Source organism: Rhodococcus sp. NPDC127527 (assembly GCF_042672245.1).
In the GTDB taxonomy this organism is placed as follows: Bacteria; Actinomycetota; Actinomycetes; order Mycobacteriales; family Mycobacteriaceae; genus Rhodococcus_G.
In genome coordinates, this window is sequence record NZ_JBHXVP010000005.1 from 118,078 (window position 1) to 142,513 (window position 24,436).

The window sequence follows — 24,436 nt, forward strand, 5'->3', positions numbered from 1 at the left end:
GCATGAAGCACAAGGTCATCGTCTGGGGCACCGGCGTCGTCGGCAAGCTCGTCATCCGTGAGCTGATCGACCATCCCGCCTTCGAGCTGGTCGGCGTCATCGTGCACGACCCGGCCAAGGACGGCGTCGACGTCGGCGCCCTGATCGGGGTGGACCCGGTCGGCCTCGCCGCGACGACGGACTGGGCGACGGCTCTCACGGTCGACGCGGACGCGGTCGCCTACTTCGGCCCGACCGCCGAGTACGCGGTCCAGAACATCGACAACATGACGGCGGCGCTGCGGTCCGGCAAGCACGTCGTGTCCACCTCCATGACACCGCTGGTGTACCCCGAGCCGTGCCCGCCGGAGATGAAGGTCGCGCTCGAGCAGGCCTGTCAGGAGAGCGGAAAGTCTTGTTTCACAACGGGAATCGATCCGGGATTCGCCAACGACCTGTTCCCGATGACCCTGATGGGCGTCTGCGGGCGGGTGGACAGCGTGCGGGTGCAGGAGCTGCTGGACTACGCCACCTACGAGGGTGACTACGGCCCGACGATGGGTATCGGCGCTCCGATCGAGCAGGCGGCGGTGCTCGAGATCCCGGAGGTGCTGATCTTCGCGTGGGGCCACACCATCCCGATGATCGCCGATGCGGTGGGGGTGAAACTGGACCGGATCGACACCGTCTACGAGAAGTGGGCGGCCACCGAGCCGATCGAGTACAAGTTCGGCGTCATCGAGCCCGGCCAGTGTGCCGCGGTGCGATTCGAGATCCGCGGCTGGGTGGGCGACGAGGCGAAGATCGTCATCGAGCACGTCAACCGGATCACCAACGACGCGGCCACGCACTGGCCCCGGGCCACCTCGGTGGACAACGACGTGTACCGCGTGATCATCAAGGGCAGCCCGAACATCACTCAGGAGACCGTGTTCCGCGGTGAGCTGGACGACAACCCGATCACCGGCGGCTGCCTGGCGACCGGGATGCGCGCGATCAACGCCATCCCGTACCTCGGCGACGCCAAGCCCGGTCTGCTGTCCGCGCTCGACCTGCCGCTGATTCCCGGCCGGGGCACCATCCGGTCATGAGGCTGCTGCTGACCGGCGGGTTCGGGAACATCGGCTCGCACGTGCTGGCCGAGCTGCAGCGACGCGGCCACCAGGTCCGGTGCCTGTCCCTTGGCACCCCGGAGGACAGGCGACGGGCCCGCGGCGTCGACGGCGTCGACGTGGTGTGGGGCGACATCCGGGACCCGGCGACGGTGACCTCCGCGGTGGCCGGGGTCGAAGCGGTGCTGCACCTGGCGGCGGTGATCCCGCCCGCGAGCGAGGACGACCCGGAGTACGCCCGCCAGGTCAACGTGGACGGCACCCGCGCGGTGGTCCGGGCATGCACCGCGCAGGCCCGGCCGCCGAAGTTGGTGTTCGCGTCCACGTTCGACGTGCACGGCCACACCCTGCACCGCGATCCGCCGCGTCGGGTCGACGATCCGACCGTACCGACCGACGCCTACACCGCGCACAAGATTGCGGGCGAGGAGATGGTCCGGGCGTCGGGCCTCGACTGGTTCATTCCGCGCCTCGCGGACGTCCCGATCATCGGGATCCGTCCGGCGGAGCCGATCATGTTCGAGATCGGGCTGGACAACCGGATCGAGGTCCTGCATCCCGCCGACGCGGCGGTCGCGGTCGCGAACGCGCTGGACACGCCCCAGGTGTGGGGCCGGGTCCTGTTCCTCGGCGGGGGACCTGCCTGTCAGCTCACCTATCGCGAGTACCTGACCCGGATGCTGGGCGCGATGAGCCTGGACATGTTGCCGGACAACGCGTTCAGTGGCAAGCCGTACGCGACCGACTGGCTGGACACCGCGGAGAGCCAACGGCTGCTGGCCTACCAGTCGCGCGGCGTCGACGACATCGTCGCCGACATCGCGGCGACCCTGGGGTGGCGCCGCTACCTCACACCGCTGGCCCGGCCGCTCGCCCGGCGGGCCATGCTGCGGTTGAGCCCGTACGCGGGCGCGACCGGGGTCGCCGGCGGCACCGCGGCGCGTCAACGCCAGACGTAGCGCACCTGCGGCCTGCCGGCGCGACCGTACTCGGAGTGTCGGTCCACCAACCCGTCCTCCGCCAACCGCTCGAGGTAGCGCCACGCGGTCACCCGGGACACCCCGGCCGCGGCCGCCGCCTGGGAGGCGCTCAGCCCCGTGTCCGACTCGCGTACGGCCGACGAGATCTGCTCCAGCGTCTGCGGTGCAACACCTTTCGGTGTGGACGCCCGCTCGTCGAAACTCCGCAGGACGGCCATCGCTCGGTCCACGTCCCGCTGGCTGACGGCCTTCTCGCCGCTGGGCAGCGCACGCCGGAACTCGAGGTATCGCTCGAGCTTGTCCCGGAATGCGGCGAAGGTGAACGGCTTGAGCAGGTACAGCGCCACCCCCTGCGCCACGGCCGCGCGCACCATCGACAGGTCGCGGGCCGAGGTGATCGCGATGATGTCGGGCGTGGGCCGCAGCCTGCCGAGCGCGGCCGCCACGTCGAGGCCGCTGCCGTCCGGTAGTCCGAGGTCGAGCAGGATCAGGTCGATCGGCTCGTCGGTGGCGCTCGCGGCGCCGACGGCTCGCATCGCGGCGGCGCCGGTGTGCACCACGGAGTGCACGGTGAAACCGGGCACTCGACCGACGTAGGCGCGGTGTGCCTCGGCGATGAGCGGTTCGTCCTCGACGACCAGCACCCGGATCACGCGGCGCCTCCTGCGGGGATGTGGACGAGAACCACCGAACCGTAGGACATCTCGGTGTCGATACTGCCGTGGTGCCGAGTGACCACCTGCATCACGAGTGCCAGGCCGAGGCCCTGGTGGTCCGACTTCGTCGAGTAGCCCCGCGCGGTGGCCCGCTCCAGTGCCTCCGGCGACATCCCCGGTCCGCTGTCCGCGACCCGGACGTCGAGCCCGCCGTCGCCGGAACGCACGGTGACCTCCACCCACGGCCGCTCGTCGCCGGCGTCGGTGCCGGCCGCGTCGATGGCGTTGTCGACGAGATTGCCGACGAGCGTGACGAGTTCGCGTGCCGTGAGCGGGTCCGCGGTGGCCAGGGCGCTGTCGTCGGTGACCGTGAGGTCGATACCCCGTTCGGCGGCCTGATTGACCTTGCCGAGCAGCAGGGCGGCCAACGCCGGTTCCTGGAGGGAGGTGGTCAGCCGGTCCACCAGGTGCTGCGAGAAGGCGAGTTCGGCGGTGGCGAAGGAGACGGCCTCCTCGGTGTGGCCGAGTTCGACCAGGGTGATCACGGTGTGCAGTCGGTTCGCCGACTCGTGTGACTGGGCCCGGAGCGAATCGGTGAACTGCCGCATCGAGTCCAGCTCTCCGGTGACGTTCCGCAGTTCGGTGTGATCGCGCAGGGTGGTCACCACGGCGATCTCGCGGCCCTCGAAGAGCACCGGGTCCTGGTTGACCAGCAGGACCCGATCGCCGGCGAGGTGGACCTCGTCCTTGACCGGTCGCGGCCCGAGCGCCCGCAGCGACTCCGGCAATCGGGCACGGGTGACGGGTCCGTCCGGCAGCGTCAGCAGCCGTCGGGCCTCGTCGTTGACCACCTCGGCGGTGTCCGAGCCAGACCGGAACACCAGCAGACCCTCGCCGATCGAGTGCAGCACCGCGTCGTGATGCTCGTAGAGGGTGCGCAACTCGTCCGGGCCGAGTCCGAGGGTCTGCCGGCGCAACCGTCGGCTCAGCAACAGCGCGCCCGCGCTGGCGAGCGCGAGGGCGCCCGCGCTCACCGCGAGGACCGCGGGCAGCCCCCGCAGGAACTGGTCGCTGATCCGCTCCCTGGTCACCCCGGCCGCCACCAGCCCCACGACCCTTCCGTCGGCGTACACGGGAGCCACCGCCCGGATCGACGGGCCGAGCGAGCCGGTGTACGTCTCGGTGAAGGTCTCGCCGGCGAGCGCGCGGTCGATGCTGCCGCTGAACGGCTGCCCGATCAGTGCGGGATTGGTGTGCGTGTACCTGGTCCGGTCCGGCGCCATCACGACGATGAAGTCGGTGCCGGTGGCCTGCCGGATCCGCTCGGTCTGCGGCTGCAACGCCGCACTGGGGTCGGGGGACACGAGTGCCGCCGCGGTCGAGTCGGCCCCGGCGAAGGTCTCGGCGACCGCGACGACCTCGCGCTCGGTGGCCGCGTCGGCGTCGCGCCGCTCGTCGAGAACCGTCAAGACGCTGCCGGCCAGTACGACCGCGGCCAGCACCAGAAGCTGCAGCGCCAGCACCTGGCGCGCGAGACTCGGCCGCCGTGGAGACCTGTTCACCCGTGAAGTCCTCTCGTGAACGAAATGCACGCAAACGTGACTGTCGCCGGATTGCGTTAAACCATTCTTCCCGAGGTGAAGTGATGCGGGTCACTTCCGAGAGCGGCAGTCAAGAGGACCAGAGATGACCAACGACACCGAGCGGGACGCTACCCCCGCGCAGCCGGCGGCGCGCAAGCGCGACCGTACCCACTGGCTCTACCTGGGGGTGATCGCCGCGGTCGTCGCCGGCGTGCTCGTGGGCTGGCTCGCGCCCGAGGCGGGCAAGGCACTCGGGGTGCTGGGCACCCTGTTCATCAGCCTGATCAAGATGATGATCAGCCCGGTCATCTTCTGCACGATCGTGTTGGGCATCGGGTCGGTGAAGGCCGCCGCGAGCGTCGGCAAGGTCGGTGGTCTGGCACTGGCCTACTTCGTCGGCATGTCCACGGTCGCCCTCGGCATCGGGCTGGTCGTCGGCAACCTGCTCGACCCGGGCAGCGGGCTGCACCTGAGCGAGGCGACGTCCGCGGCGGGTGCGGATCTCGCAGAGAAGGCGCACGGCGCGGGCGGCGCGATGGACTTCATCGCCGGGATCGTCCCGACCTCGCTGCTGTCCTCGCTCACGGTCGGCAGCGTCCTGCAGACGCTGTTCGTGGCTCTGCTGGTCGGGTTCGGGCTGCAGGCGATGGGCAAGCAGGGCGAGCCGATCCTTCGTGGGGTCGGACACGTGCAGAAGCTGGTGTTCCGGATACTGGCGATGATCCTGTGGCTCGCGCCCATCGGCGCCTTCGGGGCGATCGCGAACGTGGTCGGCCAGACCGGCCTCGGGGCCGTGACCGCGCTCGGCACCCTGATGCTCGGCTTCTACGTCACCTGCGCGATCTTCGTGTTCGTCGTGCTCGGCCTGATCCTGCGCGTGGTGTCCGGGTTCTCGATCTTCAAGCTGGTCCGCTACCTGGCGCGGGAGTACCTGTTGATATTCGCGACCTCCTCCTCGGAGTCGGCCCTGCCGCGGCTCATCGCCAAGATGGAGCACGTCGGGGTGCAGCGCGCCACCGTCGGCATCGTGGTGCCCACCGGGTACTCCTTCAATCTCGACGGCACCGCGATCTACCTGACGATGGCCTCGATCTTCATCGCCGACGCCATGGGCCAGCCACTCTCGATCTCCGAGCAGCTGTCCCTGCTGGCGTTCATGATGATCGCGTCGAAGGGCGCGGCGGGCGTGAGCGGCGCCGGCCTGGCCACCCTCGCGGGTGGCCTGCAGAGCCACCGGCCGGAGCTGCTCGACGGCGTCGGGCTGATCGTCGGCATCGACCGGTTCATGTCCGAGGCCCGCGCGGTCACCAACTTCTCCGGCAATGCGGTGGCCACCCTGCTGATCGGGACCTGGACGCGCACGGTGGACGCGTCGAGGGTGCGGTCGGTGCTCGACGGGAAGCTGCCGTTCGACGAGTCGACGATGGTCGACGATCACCTGCCCGAGGACGATCACGCCGTCCCGGCAGATGGGCCGGACGCCCGGGCGGAGCAGCGCGTCGCAGTACCGTTGGCCTCATGACGAACCCCGTGAAGATCGAGATCGACACCCTCGGTGGCGAGCCCACCACGCTGGACGCCCTGGCGGGCGGCAACGCGATCCTGCTGGTCAACGTGGCCTCCAAGTGCGGGCTCACCCCGCAGTACGCGGCACTCGAGCAGCTGGCGAAGGACTACGCGGACCGCGGCCTGACCGTGATCGGTGTGCCGTGCAACCAGTTCATGGGCCAGGAGCCGGGCACCGCCGAGGAGATCCAGACGTTCTGCTCGACCACCTACGGCATCACCTTCCCGTTGACGGAGAAGGTCGACGTCAACGGCGACGGCCGGCACCCGATCTACGCGGAGCTCACCCAGACCGCCGACGTCGAGGGCACCGCCGGCGACGTGCAGTGGAACTTCGAGAAGTTCCTCATCGCCGCCGACGGCACCGTCGCCAACCGGTTCCGCCCGACCACGGTTCCGGACGCCCCCGAGGTCCTCGCCGCCATCGAGGCCGTGCTGCCGAAGTAGCAACGCAACCGAACAAAGGCGGCCACGCACCTGGTGCGTGGCCGCCTTTCGTGCTCATCCGAACAGTGCGGCGAGCTCGGCGATGCGCGCTGCCTCGTTGTCCGGGTCGAGGCGCTCCCCGCGCGTGAGCACGCACATTCCGTGCAGCGCACTCCAGAAGACCTCCGCCCTGGTCCCGGCCTCGCCGGTCGTCTCGCCTCCGAGCGCCGAAGACAGCACCTCGAATCCCGTACGCAGTTCCGGTGGGGTCGATTCGTGGGCGAATCGAACCCCGAGCCGCATCGAGAACATGGCCTCGTACGTCGCGGGATTGTCCGAGGCGAATTCCAAGTAGGCGCGGATGAAAGCCGTCAGCCGTCCCACATCGTCGACGCCCTCGAGCGCCCGGCCCATGGTCAGGGTGAAATCCCGGAATCCCGTCAGCGCGACCGCGCTGACGATGCCGTCTCTGCCCTCCGGGAAATGCCCGTAGAGCACCGGAGGGCTGTACTCGATCTCATCGGCCAGGCGCCGCGTGGTCACGGCGGGCCACCCCTCGTTCTCGGCGATGCTCCGGGCGCATTCGACGATCTTGCGCTCGCGGTCCTGTCGCTCCCTTTCCTTGCGTTCCCGAACACCCATGCCGAAACTCTATCACCGATAGACTTCCATCCATCACTAAGTTAACGTTGGTAGAAATTCTACAAACGAAAGGTATGGCAATGCTGAACTGGATCGGACTCGTCATCAGCTGGATCGGTGCGCTCGGGATCATCGCGATCGGTGTGGCCTACCTCGGAAAGAACGAGAAGAACGCGGCCGGCTTCGGCCTGCCGGCCAGCCCGGCGCCAGAGGCGCGCGGCTGGTGGCAGGTCAAGGGCGTCCGCGACATCGGCTCGGGCCTGCTGGTGATCGTCTTCAGCTTCGTCGCACGCGACCAGCTCGCCCTCCTGATGCTGCTGCTCGCCGTCATCCCCCTCGGCGACATGTGGGTCGTGATGTCCAACGGCGGCGACCGCAAGGCCGCGTACGGAATCCACGGGGCCACCGCGGTCGCGATGATCGCCGCCGCCGCGTTGCTCGCCGCATGAGCGGCACGGAGCGGGCGGTCTCGGCACGGGCGGGCCAGGCCGAGGTCGTGGGGAACGACCGGGCGTCGATGCATCTGCTGTACGACGCCTCGGACACGGCGGGCGCACTCAGCTCGCTCGAGGTCCAGCTCGGGGTCGGGGCGGACGGCGCCGCCCCGCACTTCCACACCAGATCCTCGGAGCTGTTCCACGTCCTCGACGGCGAACTGCGCGTCATGGCCGGCGACGAGATCGTGACCGTGACGGCGGGCGGATCCCTCGTGGTGCCCAAGCTCATGCCCCATGCGTTCGGTGCGACGCCGGACTCCGCGGCCCGGGTACTGATCGTCCTGACCCCTGGGGTGCAACGGTTCGAGTACTTCCGGCTGCTCGCGAGGATCCAGGCCGGGGAGGCATCGGTGGAGGAGCTCGCGCCCGCCCAGGACAAATACGACAACCACTTCGTCGATGCGCCGCAGTGGTGGCGGGACCGCAACGGGGTTCGCGGCCAGGGGTAGACGACCGCCCCGGGGTCGCGGGGCGGTCCTCGCCGAGCGCTCATCCGGATGTCAGCGGCCGTACACCTTGGGATGCGAGCCTGGACACATGGCAGGACAGCTGATCGTGTCGGTGTCGGGGATCAGGGACGAGACCAGGGAGCGGGTCGCGGAGTTCGCGGCCGAACTGGACGGTCGCCGCGTGCCGCTGTCGCTGCTGGTCGCGCCGAGACTCAAGGACAAGTACCGCCTGGTCCGCGACGAGCCGACGCAGGAATGGCTGCGGTCGCGGCTGGCCGGTGGTGACGCCGTGGTGCTGCACGGCTACGACCAGGCCGCGACCAAGAAGCGCCGCGCCGAGTTCGCCGCGCTGCCCGCGCACGAGGCCACGCTGCGACTGCTCGCCGCCGACCGGGTGATGGAGGAGACGGGACTGCGGACCCGGCTGTTCGCCGCGCCGCGGTGGCAGGCCTCGCCCGGCGCGGTGTCCGCGCTGCCGCGCACCGGCTTCCGGCTGCTCGCCGGTGCGACCGGCATCCACGACCTCGAACGCGGCACCGTCACCCGGGCCCGCGTGCTCGGGATCGGCGACGGCCACCGGGCCGAGCCGTGGCGGTGCCGGGCGCTGGTGCTCGGCGCGGGCCGCACCGCCCGCCGTGGCGGCCTGGTCCGGCTGGCCGTCACCGCCAAGCAGCTAGCGCAGCCGGGACCGCGACAGGCCCTCCTCGACGCCGTCGACCTGGCGCTGCACCACGACGCTCGACCCGCCGTCTACCGCTGGGACCGGCGCGTCGGACACGCCGTCGCCTGACGCACGGGCGCGTCAGCGGACCTCGAGCGAGTCCTCCTCGGGCAGCACCCGGAACTCGGTGCCCTCGGCTGCCATGTCGGCGTAACGGCCGTAGAAGATGCCGGTCGCCTGGTCGGCGAGGATCGCCTGGTGGATCGGTACCGCGACCCGCGGCGCGACGGCCCGCAGGTAGTCGATCGCCTCCGAGATCTTCAGCCACGGGGCCGCCGACGGCAGGGCCAGCACCCCGACCTGCTGCTCGGGCACGAACAGGGAGTCGCCGGGATGCATCAGCTGGGCCGGCTGGTCCGCCGTGCCGAGCAGGTAGGCGGTGTTGTCGATCACCGGAAGGTCGGGGTGGATCACGGCGTGCGCGCCGCCGGTCCCGGTCACGTGCAGTGCCCCGACGTCGAACTCGTCGCCCGCGTGCACCGCCGTCCAGCCGTCGCCGAACAGTGCGGCGGTCTGCGGGTCGGCGTACAGCGCGGCGCCGGGATTTGCCTCCACCAGGGCGGGCAGCCGGGCGGTGTCGGCGTGGTCGGGATGCTGGTGGGTGATCAGAATGGCGTCCAGTCCGGTGATGCCCTCGAAGCCGTGTGAGAAGTTGCCGGGGTCGAACAGAACCGTCGAGCCGTTGATCTCGGCGAGCAGGCAGGAGTGGCCGAAATGGGTCAGTCGCATGCAGTCGAGTATGCGCCGGTTCAGCGCGACGGGACGGTCCTCGCGCATCGAGTGAACGGAGCGTTCACTCGATCTGTTCGAGTGAACGCTTCCGTTCACTCGGTCGGGGGAGTCAGTCGGTGGGGGAGGCGGACAGGCGGACCGGTAAACTGCCAGTTGCCCGGCGTGATTCTCCCGGGCGATACCGGAGCACCAAGCGAGGAGCAGCACGTGGCCCGTGTCGTAGTCGAAGTCATGCCCAAGGCCGAGATTCTCGATCCGCAGGGGCAGGCCATCGTCGGGGCCTTGTCCCGGCTGGGCTTCGCCGGCGTGTCCGACGTCCGCCAGGGGAAGCGATTCGAGCTCGAGATCGACGGCAGCGTCGAGGACGCCGAGCTGGAGAAGATCGCCGAAGGCCTGCTCGCGAACACCGTGATCGAGGACTGGACCGTGAGGCGCGTCGACGCATGAGCGCGCGCATCGGAGTCATCACCTTCCCCGGCACCCTCGACGACGTCGACGCCGCACGCGCGGTGACCTTGGCGGGCGGCGAGGCCGTCAGCCTCTGGCACGGCGACGCCGACCTCAAGGGCGTGGACGGGGTCATCGTCCCCGGCGGCTTCTCCTACGGCGATTACCTGCGCTGCGGCGCGATCGCCCGGTTCGCCCCCGTGATGGGCAAGGTCGTCGAGGCGGCCAAGGGCGGCATGCCGGTGCTCGGCATCTGCAACGGCTTCCAGGTGCTCTGCGAGGCCGGGCTGCTGCCCGGCGCGCTGACCCGCAACGAGGGCCTGCACTTCATCTGCCGCGACCAGTGGCTCACGGTGGAGTCCACGTCCACCGCGTGGACCGCCCGCTACGAGGCCGGCGCCGAGATCCTGATCCCGCTCAAGTCCGGCGAGGGGCGCTACCAGGCCTCCGAGCGGGTGCTCGACGAGCTCGAGGGGGAGGGGCGCGTGGTCTTCCGCTACGCGGGCGACAACCCCAACGGCTCGCAGCGGTCCATCGCGGGCATCGCGTCCGCGAACGGTCGCGTCGTCGGCCTGATGCCGCACCCCGAGCACGCGACCGAGTCGCTGACCGGACCGAGCGACGACGGCCTCGGCATGTTCTACTCCGCGCTCGACGCCGTCCTCACCGCCTGAGGGAACACGCGTTGATTCGCCGCGAGGGCGGACCGGGTTTTCCGGTCCGCCCTTTTGCTACCGTCCGCCCATGATCTCGACGATCGTGTGGGGCACGGGGAACATCGGGCGCGCAGCCATCCGCGCGGTCGACGCGCACCCCGGCCTGGAGCTGACCGCCGTGCTCGTGCGCGAGCCGGAGCAGGTCGGCCGCGACGCGGGCGAACTCGGTGGCCTGGACCGGACTCTCGGCGTCCCCGCCACCGACGACGTCGCCGCGGTGCTCGACACCAGGCCCCGCGCGGTGGTGTTCGCCCCGTCCGGCAACACCCGCTCGGCCGGCGCCCTGGACGAGGTCTGCGCGGCGTTGCGCGCCGGCGCGGTCGTCGTGACCGAGCCGATCCATCCGCTCTACGACAGCCGCGACGACCGGCACGAGGTGCGCGCGCCGATCCGCGCTGCGATCGAGGAGGGCGGCGGCTCGTTGTTCGTCACCTCCGCCGACCCCGACTGGGCGAGCGGGGTGTTGCCGCTGCTGCTCGGCGGTCTCGGCAGCACTGTCGACGTGATCCGCTGCCAGGAGATCGTCGACTACTCCGGCTACTCGGAGCCCGGGTCGGTGCGCCGCCTCGTCGGCATGGGCGAGCCCCTCGACTACCTGCCGCCGCTCCTGGCGCCGCGGATGCCGACCACGGTGTGGGGTGGTCAGGTGCGGATGCTGGCGCGCGCGCTCGGCGTGGAACTCGACGAGATCCGCGAGACCGTCTCGCGGCGCGCGCTGGAGGTCACCGTCGAGACCGACACCATGGGCAAGTTCGAGGCAGGCGGGCAGGGCGCCTTGCGGTTCGAGGTGCAGGGCATCGTCGGCGGGCAGCCGCGCATCGTGATCGAGCACGTCAATCGGATCGACCCGACCTGCGCACCGGACTGGCCGACCCTGCCCGAGGACGTCGCGAGCACGTACCGGATCGTCGTCGAGGGCGACCACCGGGTCGAGACGACGGTCCGCCCGGCGGTCGGCAGCGGAGAACCGGCGGCGGGTCGTGTACAGACGGCGGTCGGCAGGCTCGTCGGCGCCATCGCCTGGCTGGTGGACAGGGATCCGGGACTGTACGACGCGCTCGACGTCCCGCTCCGGCCCGGAGCGCGCGAGGCGCGCCCCGTCACCGCCTGAGTCGTCCGAATTCCCCACGAGAACGTATTTCAATTCGGTACCGTCCGTCCCATGATTTCCGTGGTCGTCTGGGGCACCGGCAACGTCGGGCGTGCGGCCATTCGTGCCGTCGACGCGCACCCCGAGCTCGAGCTCGTGAACGTGCTGGTGCACAACCCCGAGAAGGTCGGTCGCGACGCGGGCGAGCTGGCCGGACTCGGCCGAGACCTGGGCGTCGCGGCGACCGACGACATCGAGGCCGTGCTCGCGGCCGGCCCCGGCGCGGTGGTGTACGCGGCCTCCGGCGACATCCGGCCCGACGACGCCCTCGCCGACATCTGCCGGGCCGTACGCGCCGGCGTCGTCGTCGTCAGCCCTGCCCTGTACCCCCTCTACGACCATCGCAACGCGCCGGCGGAACTGCGGGAGCCGGTGCTCGCCGCGATCGCCGAGGGCGGCGGCTCGCTGTTCGCCTCCGGCGTCGACCCCGGCTGGGGCAACGACGTGCTGCCGCTGCTGCTCAGCGGGCTCGGCAGCACCGTCGACGTGATCCGCTGCCAGGAGATCTTCGACTACTCCACCTACGACCAGCCGGACTCGGTCCGGTACCTGGTCGGCATGGGCCAGCCGATGGACTACCTGCCGCCGATGATCGCACCGTCGATCCCGACCATGGTGTGGGGCGGCCAGGTGCGGATGATGGCGCGGGCGCTCGGTGTCGAGCTCGACGAGATCCGCGAGACCCTGGACCGGCGGGCGCTCGACAGCACCGTCACCACCGCGACGATGGGCGCGTTCGAGGCGGGCACCCAGGGCGCGGTGCGGTTCGAGGTGCAGGGCATCGTCGACGGTGAGCCGCGCATCGTCATCGAACACGTCACCCGCATCCACCCGACATGTGCGACGGACTGGCCGATGCCCCCGGACGGCGACGGGGCCCACCGGGTGATCATCGAGGGACGTCCGCGTATCGAGGTCACCGTGGAATGCACCGACGAGGGTGGCAGCCGATCCGCGGGCGGCAACGCCACCGCCGTCGGCCGCCTCGTCAGTGCCGTCGACTGGCTCGTCGACGCGGAACCCGGACTGTACGACGCGCTCGACGTCCCGCTGCGCCCCGCCGTGGGCAAGTTGGGACGATCCGCGGTCACCGCCCCAGCACACCCGTAGGAACGAAAGGACCACGTCATGCTCATCGACATTCCCGGGGACAAGGATCCGATCGGGTACGTGTGGGGCGAGATGGTCCCCGGCATCGGGGTCCCGGCCTCCCGGTTCTCGCTGTCGGTGTACGAACACTCGACCATCGACCTGCGCGCCTTCGAGGCCGCCCGGCTGAGGATCGCGCAGATCAACGGCTGCATCATCTGTCAGGACTGGCGCACGGAACGGGACGGGCAGAAGGTCGAGGACGGATTCGACGACGCGGTCGAGAACTGGCGCACCACAGAGGTTTTCGACGACCGCACCCGCCTCGCCGCCGAGTACGCGGAGCGCTACGCACTCGACCACCACGGTCTCGACGACGAGTTCTGGACCCGGATGTTCGCGCAGTACACCCAGGCCGAGGTGGTCGAACTGTCGATGAGCATCGGGGCGTGGCTGGCATTCGGCCGGCTCAATCACGTGCTCGGACTCGACAGCGTCTGCGCGCTCCCGACCGCGGACTGAGCGCTAGGCGTCCACCAGGTCGGGGCTGTCGGCGACCGCGGCGAGCAACGGCCCGGCGATCAGCCCGTAGATCAGGGCCAGGAACACGGTGTGGGTGAGGCAGAACAGCAGGAAATTCGCGACCGCCGCGCGGGAGTCGAAGTGCTCGCGGACCTTGGTCCACATCCGGCGCGGGGAGCGCACGTCCCAACTGTTCAGTCGCAGGTACCGGCCCAGGTAGATGCCCACCGACACCAGCGCGATTATCACGACGGGGACAGCCCGCACCGGCGCGCTGCGCAGCGCGGCGTTCGAGTCGCCGAACAGCGCCAGGGTGAAGGTGATCTGGGCGGCCAGCACCCCGAGCACGGTGTTCACCACCCCGGACATCGCGAAGGTGAGCACGGCGATGATGTCGTACCAGAGCGGGACGTCCTCGTCCTCGCGCCGGTGGTTCTGGTTGAGCTCGGTGATCAGGTAGCCGGAGTTGGGCAGCGCGAGCAGCCACACCGCGAATCCGACCACGCCGACCACGATTCCGAGCGTGCGCGAGGTGAGGCCGACGGTCACCACCAGCACCGCGGTGACCGCGAGGAAGAGCACGAGCGGCAGCACCGACAGCCCGAAGTTCTTCACCATCGGCCGGTACACCGGCACCCGGTAGGCCCACGAACGCAGGTAGATCAGCAGCAGGGCATAGGCGTTGAGCCCGACGGCGAACATGACCAGCGGTCCGAGCGACATGGCCCGAACCTATCGCGTGGGCGATCGGGCCGCGGTCACCGCGGCGGGGCGGGCAGGTCCTCGAAGAAGTCGGCGCTCGGCGTGAAGAACGCCGATCCGGTGACCGGAACCGAGAAGTCCAGCAGGCGGTCGTAATTGCCGCGCGGGCTTCCGACGAACATGTTCTCGAGCATGCGTTCGGTGATGTCCGGTGTGCGGCAGTAGCCGATGAAGTAGGTGCCCATCTCCCCGTCGCCGACCCTGCCGTACGGCATGTTCGCTCGCAGGATCTCGAGCGACCTGCCCTCCTCGTCCTTGATCGCGTTGAGGGCGACGTGCGAGTTGGCGGGCTTGACGTCGTCGCTCATCTCGATGTCCTCGAGCTTGGTGCGCCCGACGACCCGTTCCTGCTCGGGGACCGGCAGCGCCTCCCACGCCGTCATGTCGTGGACGTAGCGCTGCACGTGCACGTACGAGCCGCCGGCGAAGGCGGGATCCTCCGCGCCCACCGTCACGGCGGCGACGGCCTTTGTGCCGGAAGGGTTCTCGGTGCCGTCCACGAATCCGATCAGATCTCGGTTCTCGAAGTACTGGAAGCCGTGCACCTCGTCGACGACCGTGGCCGCCCCCGCGAGGCGCTTGGTGATCTGGTGTGCCAGTTCGAAACACGCGTCGGTGCTCATCGCGCGAATGTGGAAGAGCAGGTCGCCCGGAGTGGACGGGGCCTGGTGCTTCGCGCCGCGTAGCGGCGGGAACGGGTGCAACTGCGCCGGGCGCGGCCCGGCGAACAGGCGGTCCCAGGCCACCGAGCCGATGCTGACGATCAGTTCCAGGCCCGCGCCGGGCACCCGTAGCCCGACCGACCGACGCAGGCCCGCGGCGTCCGCGAGCAGCGAGCGGGTGATCGCCTCGCCCCCGGCGTCGACGGTCGCGACGAGGAAGATCGCGGCGGGCGAGAGCGGGCTCGCGACCGTCTGTGGCTCGGGAGTCGTTGCTGGTCGGGCGGATTCGGTCATGCTGAGAACGCTAGCGGACGGCTCCGACACCCGAGCGAGGCCGCGGCGTCTGGCCCGGAACGTGTCGGGGTCCGGCGGTAGCGTGCGGTCATGACACTGACCCTGGGCATGATCACCTTCGACAGCGCCGACCCCGGAACGCTCGCCACCTGGTGGGCGGAGCAGACCGGGGGCCGGATCGAGACGGACAACGACGGCTGGTTCTACATGGTCGGCGTGCCGGGCGCGCCGTACAAACTCGCCTTCCAGAAGGTGCCGGATCCCACGCCGGGCAAGAACCGCGTGCATCTGGACCTGTCGGCACCGGACCTCGACGCCGAGGTCGCGCGTCTGGTCGCCGCCGGCGCGAGCGAGTACGAGCGGCACGACATGGACGGGTTCCGCTGGGTGACGTTGACCGACCCGGACGGCAACCGGTTCTGCGTGTCGCACGGACCGCACTGAGCGGAGGGTCGAGCTGACCGGCTCTACCCTCCGTCCCGGGTGACGGTCATAGGATCGGTGCATGCCTTCGCTGACCGACGCCACCGCAACCGGGCTCTGCTCCTTCGTCGACGCGTCACCGTCGCCGTTCCACGTGTGCGAGACGGTCGCGACCGAACTGACGACCGAGGGGTTCGTGCGGTTGCGCGAGACCCAGGGCTGGCCGTCTGCGCCCGGACGCTACTTCCTGGTGCGCGGCGGCTCCCTGGTCGCGTGGAGCACGGAGGGGTCGGGGCACGAGGCGGCGCCGTTCCGGATCGTCGGCGGGCACACCGACAGTCCGAACCTGCGGGTCAAGCAGCACCCGGATCTCGAGTCCGCCGGCTGGCAGCTCGTGGGCCTCGAACCGTACGGCGGCGCCTGGCTGAACTCGTGGCTCGACCGCGACCTCGGCGTCTCCGGTCGGCTGAGTGTGCGCGACGGAAACGGATTGCAGCAGAAGCTGATCCGGGTCGACCGCCCCATCCTCCGGGTGCCGCAGCTGGCCATTCACCTGTCCGACGATCGCAAGGCGGTCCAGCTCGACCCGCAGCGGCACGTCAACGCGATCTGGGGCCTGGGCAACTCGCCGCGCAGCTTCCTCGGCTTCCTCGCCGAGGAGGTGGACGTCGACCCGGGCGCGGTGCTCGGCTGGGAGTTGATGACACACGACCTCGCGCCGAGCGCGGTGGTCGGTCTGCACGACGAACTGGTCAGCGCGCCCCGGCTCGACAACCAGGGCACCTGCTACGCGGGCTCGCGCGCGTTGCTCGCCGCGGTCGAGGAACCCGGCGAGGCGATCCCGGTCCTGGCCCTGTTCGACCACGAGGAGGTCGGGTCGATGTCCGACCGGGGAGCCTTCTCCGACCTGCTCAACTCGGTGCTCGAGCGAATCGTGTTGGCGCGCGGCGGCGGTCGCGAGGACTTTCTGCGGGCCATGGCCGGATCGGTGTGCGCGTCCGGGGACATGGCGCACGCGACTCACCCCAACTACCCGGACCGGCACGAGCCGTCGCACCGGATCGAACTGGGAGGCGGACCGGTGCTCAAGGTGAACCAGAACCTGCGCTACGCCACCGACGCCGTCGGTGCCGGCGCCTTCGCGCTCGCCTGCGATCGGGCGGGGGTGCCACTGCAGCGCTACGTGCACCGCGCCGACCTGCCGTGCGGGTCCACCATCGGTCCGATCACCGCGTCGCGGACGGGGTTGTCCACCGTCGACGTCGGCGCCGCACAGTTGGCGATGCACTCGGCGCGGGAACTGATGGGGGCCTCGGACGTCCCGGCCTACGCCGACGCACTCGCGGCGTTCCTCACGCCCGCCGAGTAGCGCTCTCGCCGCTGGTTGTCGACCGAACGGCGGATTGTTCCACGTCGCGGAGTGGCAGCATCATGGCGCCAGGACGATCCGGACATTGATAACAATTGCCCCATCAGTCACGGCAGTAACTGGTTCCGCGTGGTTGGCTGTGGCCCGGGGGGATACCCGGCGGGGGCCGGGTCGTCCTCGGCTCGATGTTGGCCCCGGGGAAAGGAAGCCCGACTGTGCTCTCGACGAAGCGATCGTGGTCCGCGGTTCTCTCTGCAACGGTGGTGGCAGTCGCGGTCTCCGCGACGATGACCTCGCCCGCCTCCGCGGCAGGCGGACCCTGTGGGCAGGACGGTTCCGGTTCCGGCTCGGGCAGCTCCGGCAGCGCCACCGGCTCGATCGGGAAGGCGCTGCCGTGGATCACCGGCGCACCCGACGGCGCCCTGCCGCGGCTCTCGGGCAACACCAAGGCGATCGAGATGGTCACCGGACCGGGCAGCCCGAACAAGACCATCGAGCGGTTCAGCGTCTCGGGCACCGATCTCGGCATCATGTGGGACAACGGGCGTCCCGGTGCCGAACACGGTGTCCTCATGGCGTTCGGTGACACCGTCGGCGAGTGCGGCGTGGACGACGACGACTGGCGCAGCAACGTGCTGTTCCGCAGTTCCGACACCAAGCTCGACGATGGGATGCGGATCGACAGTTCGCCGCTGGACGGCCCGAACCACTCGAAGGAGATCATCCCGGGCTTCGCGATTCCCGGTGAGTTCACGACCATCCCGACCGCGGGCATCGCGGTGGGCGGGGTGCAGTACGTGCGCTTCATGTCCGTCCGGAGCTGGGACACCCCAGGCGAGTGGACCGTCAACTACTCGGCCATCGCGGTCTCGCACGACAACGGCGAGAACTGGGCCCTGGATCCGGCGACGGTGCGTGTCAACATCCCCAACGCCGGCATCCCCGGCATCCCCAACGTGCCCGCGGTGGCACCCGGCAACAGCGACTTCCAGCAGAGTGCGTTCGTCCACGGCAAGGACGGGTTCGTCTACGAGTTCGGCACCCAGTCCGGCCGCAGCGGCGGCGCGCGCCTGGCCCGGGTGCCGGCCGCCCAGATCCTGGACCTGAACGCGTACCGCTACTGGGACGGCTCGGCCTGGGTTCCGGAGATCGCGCGCGCGGTGCCGGTGATCAAGGCGCCGATCAGCGAGCTGTCCGTGCAGTGGAACGACTACCTCGGCAAGTACGTGGCGATGTCGACGGACGTGTCCGGGCTGGTGATCCGGCAGGCAGACAGCCTCGAGGGACCGTGGTCGGGCAAGCAGATCGTGGTGAGCGCCGTGCTGCTGCCGGGGCTCTACGGCGGGTTGATGCACCCGTGGACGAGCGGGCAGTACCTCGAGTACGCCCTCACGACGTGGGACCGCTACAACGTCATCTACATGCGCACCGACATGAGCGGGCTGAAGATGGCGGCGACGGATCAGGTCGACCGCCCGGACCCCGCCGCGACCGGCGAGGCGAAGCTGCTCGGCGTCGACGTCCCCGAGGGCGGCGAAATCATCGACGGATAGCGCTGACACGGCACCCGGTTCGGTCGGCGTCGGGCCGAACCGGGTGCTCTGTCTGTGCGACCTCGCCTGCCACGACCTGCCCGTGCGGCCGCACGTCGGTCCGCCCGGCTAGACTTTGCCCTGGCAGCGCCCCGCCGGTCTGCCGATCAGACTCCCCAGGGAAGGGACCCCGTTTCCAGTGTCCTCGCAGGTCGATACCGTCACCAACGCCGCCGCGACCCCGGACGTCGCCCAGCCCTTCAAGGAACTGGGTCTCAAGGACGACGAGTACGCCCGCATCCGGGAGATCCTCGGCCGTCGCCCCACCGATGCCGAGCTGGCCATGTACTCAGTCATGTGGAGCGAGCACTGCTCCTACAAGTCCTCCAAGGTCCACCTGAGGTACTTCGGCGAGACCACCACCGACGAGATGCGTTCGTCGATGCTCGCGGGTATCGGTGAGAACGCGGGCGTCGTCGACATCGGCGACGGCTGGGCGGTGACCTTCAAGGTCGAGTCGCACAACCACCCGTCGTACATCGAGCCGTACCAGGGCGCCGCGACCGGCGTCGGCGGCATCGTCCGCGACATCATGGCCATGGGCGCCCGACCGATCGCGGTCATGGACCAGCTGCGGTTCGGTGCGGCCGACCACCCCGACACCCGTCGCGTCGTCGACGGCGTCGTCCGTGGCGTCGGCGGCTACGGCAACTCCCTCGGCCTGCCCAACGTCGGCGGCGAGACCGTGTTCGACGCCTCCTACCAGGGCAACCCGCTCGTCAACGCGCTGTGCGCGGGCGCGATGCGCGTCGAGGACCTGCACCTGGCGTTCGCGTCCGGCGTCGGCAACAAGATCATCCTGTTCGGTGCCCGCACCGGCCTCGACGGCATCGGCGGCGTGTCCGTGCTCGCGTCCGAGACCTTCGACGAGAGCTCGGGCGGCCGGCCCAAGAAGCTGCCCGCCGTGCAGGTGGGCGACCCGTTCACGGAGAAGGTGCTCATCGAGTGCTGCCTCGACCTGTACCGCGAGAAGCTGGTCGTCGGCATCCAGGACCTCGGCGGCGCCGGGCTGTCCTGCGCGACCTCCGAGCTGGCCGCGGCCGGTGACGGCGGCATGCACATCAACCTCGAACGCGTCCCCATGCGTGCCACCGGCATGACCGCCGCCGAGGTGCTCTCCAGCGAGTCGCAGGAACGCATGTGCGCGGTCGTGACCCCCGAGAACGTCGACGCGTTCATGGCCGTCTGCAAGAAGTGGGACGTCCTCGCCACCGTCATCGGTGAGGTCACCGACGGCGAGCACCTGGTCATCGACTGGCACGGCGAGACCGTCGTCGACGCGCCCGCACGGACCATCGCGCACGAGGGCCCCGTCTACGAGCGCCCCATCCAGCGTCCCGACAGCCAGGACGCGCTGATCGCCGACACCACCGCGAACCTGAAGCGCCCCGAGACCGCGGACGAGCTGCGCGCCACCCTGCTGAAGATGATCGGTTCGCCGCAGCTGTGCAGCCGCAAGTGGATCACCGAGCAGTACGACCGCTACGTGCGCGGCAACACCGTCCTCGCCGAGCACGCCGACTCCGGCGTGGTCCGCGTCGACGAGCAGACCGGCCGCGGCATCGCCCTGGCCACCGACGCCTCCGGCCGCTACACCGCGCTGGATCCGTACACCGGCGCACAGCTCGCGCTCGCCGAGGCGTTCCGCAACGTCGCGGTCACCGGTGCCACCCCGAAGGCCGTCTCCAACTGCCTCAACTTCGGATCCCCCGAGGACCCGGGCGTGATGTGGCAGTTCCAGCAGGCCGTGCGTGGCCTCGCGGACGGCTGCGCGAAGCTCGGCATCCCGGTCACCGGCGGCAACGTCAGCTTCTACAACCAGACCGGCGCCACCGCGATCCTGCCGACCCCGGTGGTCGCCGTGCTCGGCGTCATCGACGACGTGCACCGCCGCATCCCGACCGGACTCGGCCTCGAGCCCGGCGAGACGCTGATCCTGCTGGGCGAGACCCACGACGAGTTCGACGGCTCGATCTGGGCGCAGGTCGAACACGACCACCTCGGCGGCGTGCCCCCGAAGGTCGACCTCGACCGTGAGCAGCTGCTGGCGGACATCCTGCTCGCCGGCTCCCGCGACGGCCTGATCTCCGCCGCCCACGACCTGTCCGAGGGCGGCCTCGCGCAGGCCGTCGTCGAGGCCGCGCTGGCGGGCGAGACCGGCTGCCGGATCCTGCTCCCCGAGGGTGCGGACCCGTTCGTCACGCTGTTCTCCGAGTCCGCGGGGCGCGTGCTGGTCGCGGTGCCGCGCACCGAGGAGACCCGGTTCACCGGCATGTGCAGCGCCCGCAACCTGCCGTGGACGCGGATCGGTGTCGTCGACGAGGGGTCCGACTCCATCGAGGTCCAGGGCCAGTTCTCGGTCACCCTGGCGGAACTGCGGACGACCCACGAGGGCACCCTCCCGGCCCTGTTCGGGTAGCCGTTGACAGGTACCGAGGAGGCACAGGACCCCGGGACGGCGCGGGCGGTACCCGCGCAGTCCGGGGTTCTCGTGTCCTCGGGCCGGATCGGGGACACGAGAGCCGACCGCCTCGCGGACCGGCATCCCTTCGTCGCCTGGGCGTGGGGGCTGCTGCGACTCGACTTCACCGGTATCGCCTTCGCGGCCCTGTTCTTCTGCTGGTCGCTCACCCCGTCCCTGCTGCCGCGCGACTGGCTGTTCCAGGGGCTGATCGGCGGCATCAGCGCGGCCATCGGGTACGGCGTCGGCACCGCGATCGGATGGGCGGTGTACCGCTTCTACCTCGCGAAACGGTCGTGGTGGCCGCTGCCGCTCCGGTACATGCAGGCACTGAAGGTCGCCGTGGTCGTTGGCGCGATCCTGGCCGTCGTGGTGATGCTGGTGTACGCGGCGGACTGGCAGCGCGAACTGTCGGCGCTGATGAACGCCGAGGGCACCACCACCACCGGCTACATCCGGACCGGCGGACTGAGCATGCTCGTCGGGGCCGCGATCATCTCGGTGTGGCGGGTACTGCGCGACCTCGGCCGGTTGGTGGCCCGCTACCTCATCCGCTGGCTGCGGATGCCCCGGCAGGCGGCGCTTCCGCTCGGCTTCGCGCTCGTCGCGATCCTCACTTACGCCCTGGTCACCGGCGTGCTGGTCAAGGAGCTCTACGCCTTCGCGAACTACGCCTTCAGTTCCCAGAACGACACGACGCGTGCGGGAGTGGTCCAGCCCGAGTCGCCCGAGAAGTCCGGCAGCCCGGCCTCGTTGGTGTCCTGGGACTCCCTCGGCTACGAGGGGCGCAACTTCGTCTCCCGCGGACTCGACGCGCAACAGCTGAGTCAGGCCAACGGCACCCCGGCCAAGGAACCGATCCGCGTCTACGTCGGCCTCGACAGCGCCCCGACCGTCGAGGAGCGGATGGACCTACTGGTCGACGAGCTCGAACGCGCCGGCGCGTTCGAGCGCAAGGTGCTGGTGATCATCCCGACCACCGGCACCGGCTGGGTGAACCCGACCGCGGCGCAGGCGATGGAACTGGTGCACAACGGCGACTCGGCGCTGGTCGCCGCGCAGTACTCGTACCTGCCCAGCTGGATCTCCTTCCTCGCGGACCGGGAGAAGGCGGCCGAGGCCGGCAAACGACTGATCGACACCGTGCACGAGCGCTGGCTGACCAAGCCGCCGCAGACCCGACCCAAGCTCTACGTCTACGGCGAGAGCCTCGGCGTCCAGTCGGGGGAGGGGGCCTTCGACGGCCTCGCCGACATTCGCAACACGGTCGACGGTGTGCTGTGGGTGGGCCCGCCGAACTCGAATGTGCTCTGGCGTCAGCTGGTTTCGCGGCGAGACCCAGGCAGCTCCGAGGTCGAGCCGGTGTACTCCGACGGGTTGGTCGTGCGATTCGCCGACGACGCCGCGGATATCGCGAAGCCACCGGGACCGTGGTGGCCGCCGCGGGTGCTCTACATCCAGCACCCCTCCGACCCGGTGGTGTGGTGGTCGACGGACCTGCTCTTCGAGCGCCCCGACTGGCTGTCCGAGGCGCCCGGCGACGACCGGTTGCCGCAGATGCGGTGGTTCCCGTTCGTCACCTTCTGGCAGGTCTCGGCGGACCTTGCCAACGCGGCCGGGGTGCCGAACGGGCACGGCCACAACTACGGCACCACCGTCCTCGACGGGTGGGTGGCGATCGCGGCGCCGGACGGGTGGACGAGTGCCGACACCGAGCGGGTCCGCGCGACGCTGGTCGCGATCGCGGACACCCAGGGCCCGGAGAAGTGATCCCGGTCCCCGCCTGAGCGAACACCGGGGAGCGGCGGGTGCCGGCGGTACGCTGCAGCATCGAATTCACGAGGGGGACGATGATGGATTTCTGGAGTGAAACGCCCACGCTGCAGGGCGAATTCGTGGTGCTGCGCCCGACCACGATGGCGGACGTCGAGGGACTGGCCCGGGCGCACGACGATCCCGAGACGTTGCGCTACTTCCCGTACGGGATCGAGTCGGAGCCGCCGTCGGCGGCCTCCGTCGAGCATGCGCTGCGGTCCGGGCGGCAGACGCTCACGCAGCTGGACGCCTCGACCGGGGACATCGTCGGCACGACCTCGATCTACAACATGAGCGAACTGCACGGCCGGGTCACGGTGGGGTACACCTGGCTCTCCTCCAGGGTGCGGGGTACCGCGATCAACCCGGAGTCGAAACTGCTTCTGCTCGAGCATGTCTTCGGCGTTCTCCGGGCGCGACGGGCGGAGTTGAACGTCGACGACCGGAACCTGCGTTCGCGTGCCGCGGTCACCTCGATCGGTGCGACCGAGGAGGGTGCGCTGCGTTCCCACGCGCGCCGACGCGACGGCACCTGGCGGACCACGATGGTCTACGCGGTGACCGCCGACGAATGGCCACAGGTGCGGGAGGGGCTGGGTGCACAGGTCGCGCGCCGATCGGCGAAGTGACCTCTGGTTGTTCGTGACGTGAGCACGGTCGTTCCGGGATCATTCAGTCGATGAGATCGAGTGCACGGTCCCGTTCGGTCGAGGTCCGACGGACGGCCGCCGCGGTCGGCTGCGCGGTCGGTCTGGTCGGCTGGAACAACGTCGTGCTGCCGCGGTTCGGTTTCGGTGCCCGCGGTCGGGCCGCGGCGAACGCCGTGGCCGCGGTCGGGCTGAGCGGCGCCGCGGTGGCGGCCGGACTGTCCGCGGACGAGTTGGGCTGGCGGAAGCCGGGGGCGGGACTGCGGTGGGGTGCGGCGTCGGCCACGATCCCGCTGCTGGTGTACCCGGCGATGGTGGCGACGCCGGCGATCCGGTCCCGGATGGCAGCGGGGGCTCGGCGGGCCGACCTCGCGGAGTGGGTGTTCGTGCACATCCCCTTCGGTACCGTGCTGGCCGAGGAGCTCGCGTTCCGGTCGGTGCTCTACGCGTTGCTGCGTCGGGCCTTTCCGAGAGGGGCCACCGTGTTCGGGGCGGTCACTTTCGGGCTCTGGCACGTCCGCCCGGCGCGCGATGCGGGTGACTCGGTTGCGGGCACAGTCGCCCTGACATCGGCAGCGTCGCTGCTGTTCGAGCTGCTGCGCAGCCGCAGCGGCAGCGTGATCGCGCCGGCGCTGCTGCACTTGTCGGTGAACGCAGGCGGGGCCGCGGCCGCGGAGCTGGCGGCCGGTAGGTTGGCCCGGTGACACCGCGACGCAAGATCGATCCAGCCGAGCTGCGGGCCGCGCTGCTCGCGGTCCGGGACTGGCTCGCCGACGAGACCGCACCGAAGCCGGCACGGGCCGAGTTGGCCGCGGCGGTCCGGCTCAGTGCCCGGACACTCGAGAACGTCGCGCCGGGCTCGTCGGTGGAGGTCCGGGTCCCGCCGTTCGTCGCGGTGCAGTGCGTGGCCGGGCCGCGTCACACCCGTGGCACCCCGCCGAACGTCGTCGAGACCGATCCGCGCACCTGGTTGCTGCTGGTGACCGGGGCTCGGACCTTCGACGACGCGGGCAGTGCGGGGGAGCTCACCGCATCCGGGACGAGGGCGCCGGAGATCGCGCACTGGCTGCCGCTGCTGCGCCTGTGACCGAACGGGCACGGCCGACCGCCACGGACACCGGTGGTCGGAGCACCTCGAAGGGGG

General features: G+C 70.3%; 26 protein-coding genes. 20 read left to right on the forward strand and 6 right to left on the reverse strand.

Translation table 11 applies throughout. The annotated features are described in order from the left end of the window. Positions 1-2 precede the first annotated feature (2 nt). Together ACFVH2_RS10930 and ACFVH2_RS10935 are read left to right on the forward strand one after the other, a co-directional pair. Entirely contained in the window at positions 3-1,070 is a 1,068-nt protein-coding gene (locus tag ACFVH2_RS10930; protein WP_378425562.1) for a dihydrodipicolinate reductase, read from the forward strand. Further along, a complete protein-coding gene (locus tag ACFVH2_RS10935) occupies positions 1,067-2,050 on the forward strand; it encodes an NAD-dependent epimerase/dehydratase family protein (RefSeq protein WP_378425560.1) in 984 nt (327 codons plus the stop codon). Before ACFVH2_RS10930 ends, ACFVH2_RS10935 begins: the two co-directional genes overlap by 4 nt. Here ACFVH2_RS10935 and ACFVH2_RS10940 read toward each other — a convergent pair. Beyond that, a complete protein-coding gene (locus ACFVH2_RS10940; protein ID WP_378425558.1) occupies positions 2,035-2,724 on the reverse strand; it encodes a response regulator in 690 nt (229 codons plus the stop codon). The two genes, ACFVH2_RS10935 and ACFVH2_RS10940, sit on opposite strands and share 16 nt — an antisense overlap. Further along, positions 2,721-4,289 carry an ATP-binding protein gene (locus ACFVH2_RS10945; protein WP_378425557.1) on the reverse strand — a complete coding sequence of 523 codons (1,569 nt, stop codon included), beginning with the start codon at positions 4,287-4,289 and terminating at the stop codon, positions 2,721-2,723. Before ACFVH2_RS10945 ends, ACFVH2_RS10940 begins: the two co-directional genes overlap by 4 nt. A 124-nt stretch (positions 4,290-4,413) precedes the next feature. On the opposite strand from ACFVH2_RS10945, the gene ACFVH2_RS10950 reads away from it, so the two are divergent. Then, positions 4,414-5,832 carry a cation:dicarboxylate symporter family transporter gene (locus ACFVH2_RS10950; RefSeq protein WP_378425555.1) on the forward strand — a complete coding sequence of 473 codons (1,419 nt, stop codon included), beginning with the start codon at positions 4,414-4,416 and terminating at the stop codon, positions 5,830-5,832. Continuing rightward, positions 5,829-6,323: a glutathione peroxidase gene (locus ACFVH2_RS10955; RefSeq protein WP_378425553.1), complete on the forward strand. Its 495-nt coding sequence runs from the start codon at positions 5,829-5,831 to the stop codon at positions 6,321-6,323. Before ACFVH2_RS10950 ends, ACFVH2_RS10955 begins: the two co-directional genes overlap by 4 nt. 54 nt (positions 6,324-6,377) lie before the next feature. Here the strand turns inward: ACFVH2_RS10955 and ACFVH2_RS10960 are convergent, their stop codons facing one another. Continuing rightward, positions 6,378-6,944, reverse strand: a complete 567-nt coding sequence (locus ACFVH2_RS10960; protein WP_378425551.1) for a TetR/AcrR family transcriptional regulator — start codon at positions 6,942-6,944, stop codon at positions 6,378-6,380. Positions 6,945-7,024: 80 nt separating this feature from the next. On the opposite strand from ACFVH2_RS10960, the gene ACFVH2_RS10965 reads away from it, so the two are divergent. From ACFVH2_RS10965 to ACFVH2_RS10975, 3 genes are all read left to right on the forward strand, one after another. After that, positions 7,025-7,393, forward strand: a complete 369-nt coding sequence (locus ACFVH2_RS10965; protein WP_378475702.1) for a DUF4267 domain-containing protein — start codon at positions 7,025-7,027, stop codon at positions 7,391-7,393. 68 nt (positions 7,394-7,461) lie between these two features. Further along, complete coding sequence (locus ACFVH2_RS10970; RefSeq protein WP_378425718.1) at positions 7,462-7,890, forward strand: cupin domain-containing protein; 429 nt, start codon at positions 7,462-7,464, stop codon at positions 7,888-7,890. 88 nt (positions 7,891-7,978) lie between these two features. Beyond that, positions 7,979-8,680 (forward strand): DUF2334 domain-containing protein, encoded by a 702-nt coding sequence (locus tag ACFVH2_RS10975; RefSeq protein WP_378425548.1) that lies wholly within the window; start codon positions 7,979-7,981, stop codon positions 8,678-8,680. 12 nt (positions 8,681-8,692) lie between these two features. Here ACFVH2_RS10975 and ACFVH2_RS10980 read toward each other — a convergent pair whose 3' ends face one another. Next, positions 8,693-9,340, reverse strand: a complete 648-nt coding sequence (locus tag ACFVH2_RS10980) for an MBL fold metallo-hydrolase (protein ID WP_378425546.1) — start codon at positions 9,338-9,340, stop codon at positions 8,693-8,695. A 210-nt stretch (positions 9,341-9,550) separates the two neighbouring features. On the opposite strand from ACFVH2_RS10980, the gene purS reads away from it, so the two are divergent. From purS to ACFVH2_RS11005, 5 genes are all read left to right on the forward strand, one after another. Continuing rightward, entirely contained in the window at positions 9,551-9,790 is a 240-nt protein-coding gene (gene purS / locus ACFVH2_RS10985; RefSeq protein WP_142096470.1) for a phosphoribosylformylglycinamidine synthase subunit PurS, read from the forward strand. Continuing rightward, entirely contained in the window at positions 9,787-10,464 is a 678-nt protein-coding gene (gene purQ / locus ACFVH2_RS10990) for a phosphoribosylformylglycinamidine synthase subunit PurQ (RefSeq protein WP_378425543.1), read from the forward strand. Before purS ends, purQ begins: the two co-directional genes overlap by 4 nt. Before the next feature lie 70 nt (positions 10,465-10,534). Continuing rightward, positions 10,535-11,617 (forward strand): dihydrodipicolinate reductase, encoded by a 1,083-nt coding sequence (locus tag ACFVH2_RS10995; RefSeq protein WP_378425541.1) that lies wholly within the window; start codon positions 10,535-10,537, stop codon positions 11,615-11,617. A gap of 51 nt (positions 11,618-11,668) precedes the next feature. Next, complete coding sequence (locus tag ACFVH2_RS11000) at positions 11,669-12,766, forward strand: dihydrodipicolinate reductase (protein WP_378425540.1); 1,098 nt, start codon at positions 11,669-11,671, stop codon at positions 12,764-12,766. Positions 12,767-12,784: 18 nt separating this feature from the next. Further along, the gene (locus ACFVH2_RS11005) at positions 12,785-13,267 is read left to right on the forward strand and encodes a carboxymuconolactone decarboxylase family protein (RefSeq protein WP_378425538.1); all 483 of its coding nucleotides are present in this window, start codon (positions 12,785-12,787) and stop codon (positions 13,265-13,267) included. A 3-nt stretch (positions 13,268-13,270) separates the two neighbouring features. Here ACFVH2_RS11005 and ACFVH2_RS11010 read toward each other — a convergent pair whose 3' ends face one another. Then, positions 13,271-13,990, reverse strand: coding sequence for a DUF1361 domain-containing protein (locus tag ACFVH2_RS11010; protein WP_378425536.1), 720 nt, complete (start codon positions 13,988-13,990; stop codon positions 13,271-13,273). A gap of 35 nt (positions 13,991-14,025) precedes the next feature. Then, entirely contained in the window at positions 14,026-14,985 is a 960-nt protein-coding gene (locus ACFVH2_RS11015) for a Dyp-type peroxidase (protein WP_378425534.1), read from the reverse strand. Between the two features lie 90 nt (positions 14,986-15,075). On the opposite strand from ACFVH2_RS11015, the gene ACFVH2_RS11020 reads away from it, so the two are divergent. The 8 genes from ACFVH2_RS11020 (at position 15,076) to ACFVH2_RS11055 (ending at position 24,379) form a co-directional block, all read left to right on the forward strand. Then, positions 15,076-15,429 carry a VOC family protein gene (locus ACFVH2_RS11020; RefSeq protein ID WP_378425532.1) on the forward strand — a complete coding sequence of 118 codons (354 nt, stop codon included), beginning with the start codon at positions 15,076-15,078 and terminating at the stop codon, positions 15,427-15,429. A 61-nt stretch (positions 15,430-15,490) separates the two neighbouring features. Beyond that, positions 15,491-16,777, forward strand: coding sequence for a M18 family aminopeptidase (locus ACFVH2_RS11025; protein WP_378425530.1), 1,287 nt, complete (start codon positions 15,491-15,493; stop codon positions 16,775-16,777). Positions 16,778-16,962: 185 nt separating this feature from the next. Beyond that, complete coding sequence (locus ACFVH2_RS11030) at positions 16,963-18,330, forward strand: DUF4185 domain-containing protein (protein ID WP_378425528.1); 1,368 nt, start codon at positions 16,963-16,965, stop codon at positions 18,328-18,330. Positions 18,331-18,508: 178 nt separating this feature from the next. Then, complete coding sequence (purL, locus tag ACFVH2_RS11035) at positions 18,509-20,788, forward strand: phosphoribosylformylglycinamidine synthase subunit PurL (RefSeq protein WP_378425526.1); 2,280 nt, start codon at positions 18,509-18,511, stop codon at positions 20,786-20,788. 72 nt (positions 20,789-20,860) lie between these two features. Continuing rightward, positions 20,861-22,600, forward strand: coding sequence for an alpha/beta hydrolase (locus ACFVH2_RS11040; RefSeq protein WP_378425716.1), 1,740 nt, complete (start codon positions 20,861-20,863; stop codon positions 22,598-22,600). A gap of 83 nt (positions 22,601-22,683) precedes the next feature. After that, positions 22,684-23,274, forward strand: coding sequence for a GNAT family N-acetyltransferase (locus ACFVH2_RS11045; protein ID WP_378475703.1), 591 nt, complete (start codon positions 22,684-22,686; stop codon positions 23,272-23,274). 50 nt (positions 23,275-23,324) lie between these two features. Next, the gene (locus tag ACFVH2_RS11050) at positions 23,325-23,996 is read left to right on the forward strand and encodes a CPBP family intramembrane glutamic endopeptidase (protein ID WP_378425522.1); all 672 of its coding nucleotides are present in this window, start codon (positions 23,325-23,327) and stop codon (positions 23,994-23,996) included. After that, positions 23,993-24,379 carry a sterol carrier family protein gene (locus ACFVH2_RS11055; RefSeq protein WP_378425520.1) on the forward strand — a complete coding sequence of 129 codons (387 nt, stop codon included), beginning with the start codon at positions 23,993-23,995 and terminating at the stop codon, positions 24,377-24,379. Before ACFVH2_RS11050 ends, ACFVH2_RS11055 begins: the two co-directional genes overlap by 4 nt. The last annotated feature ends 57 nt before the right edge of the window (positions 24,380-24,436 follow it).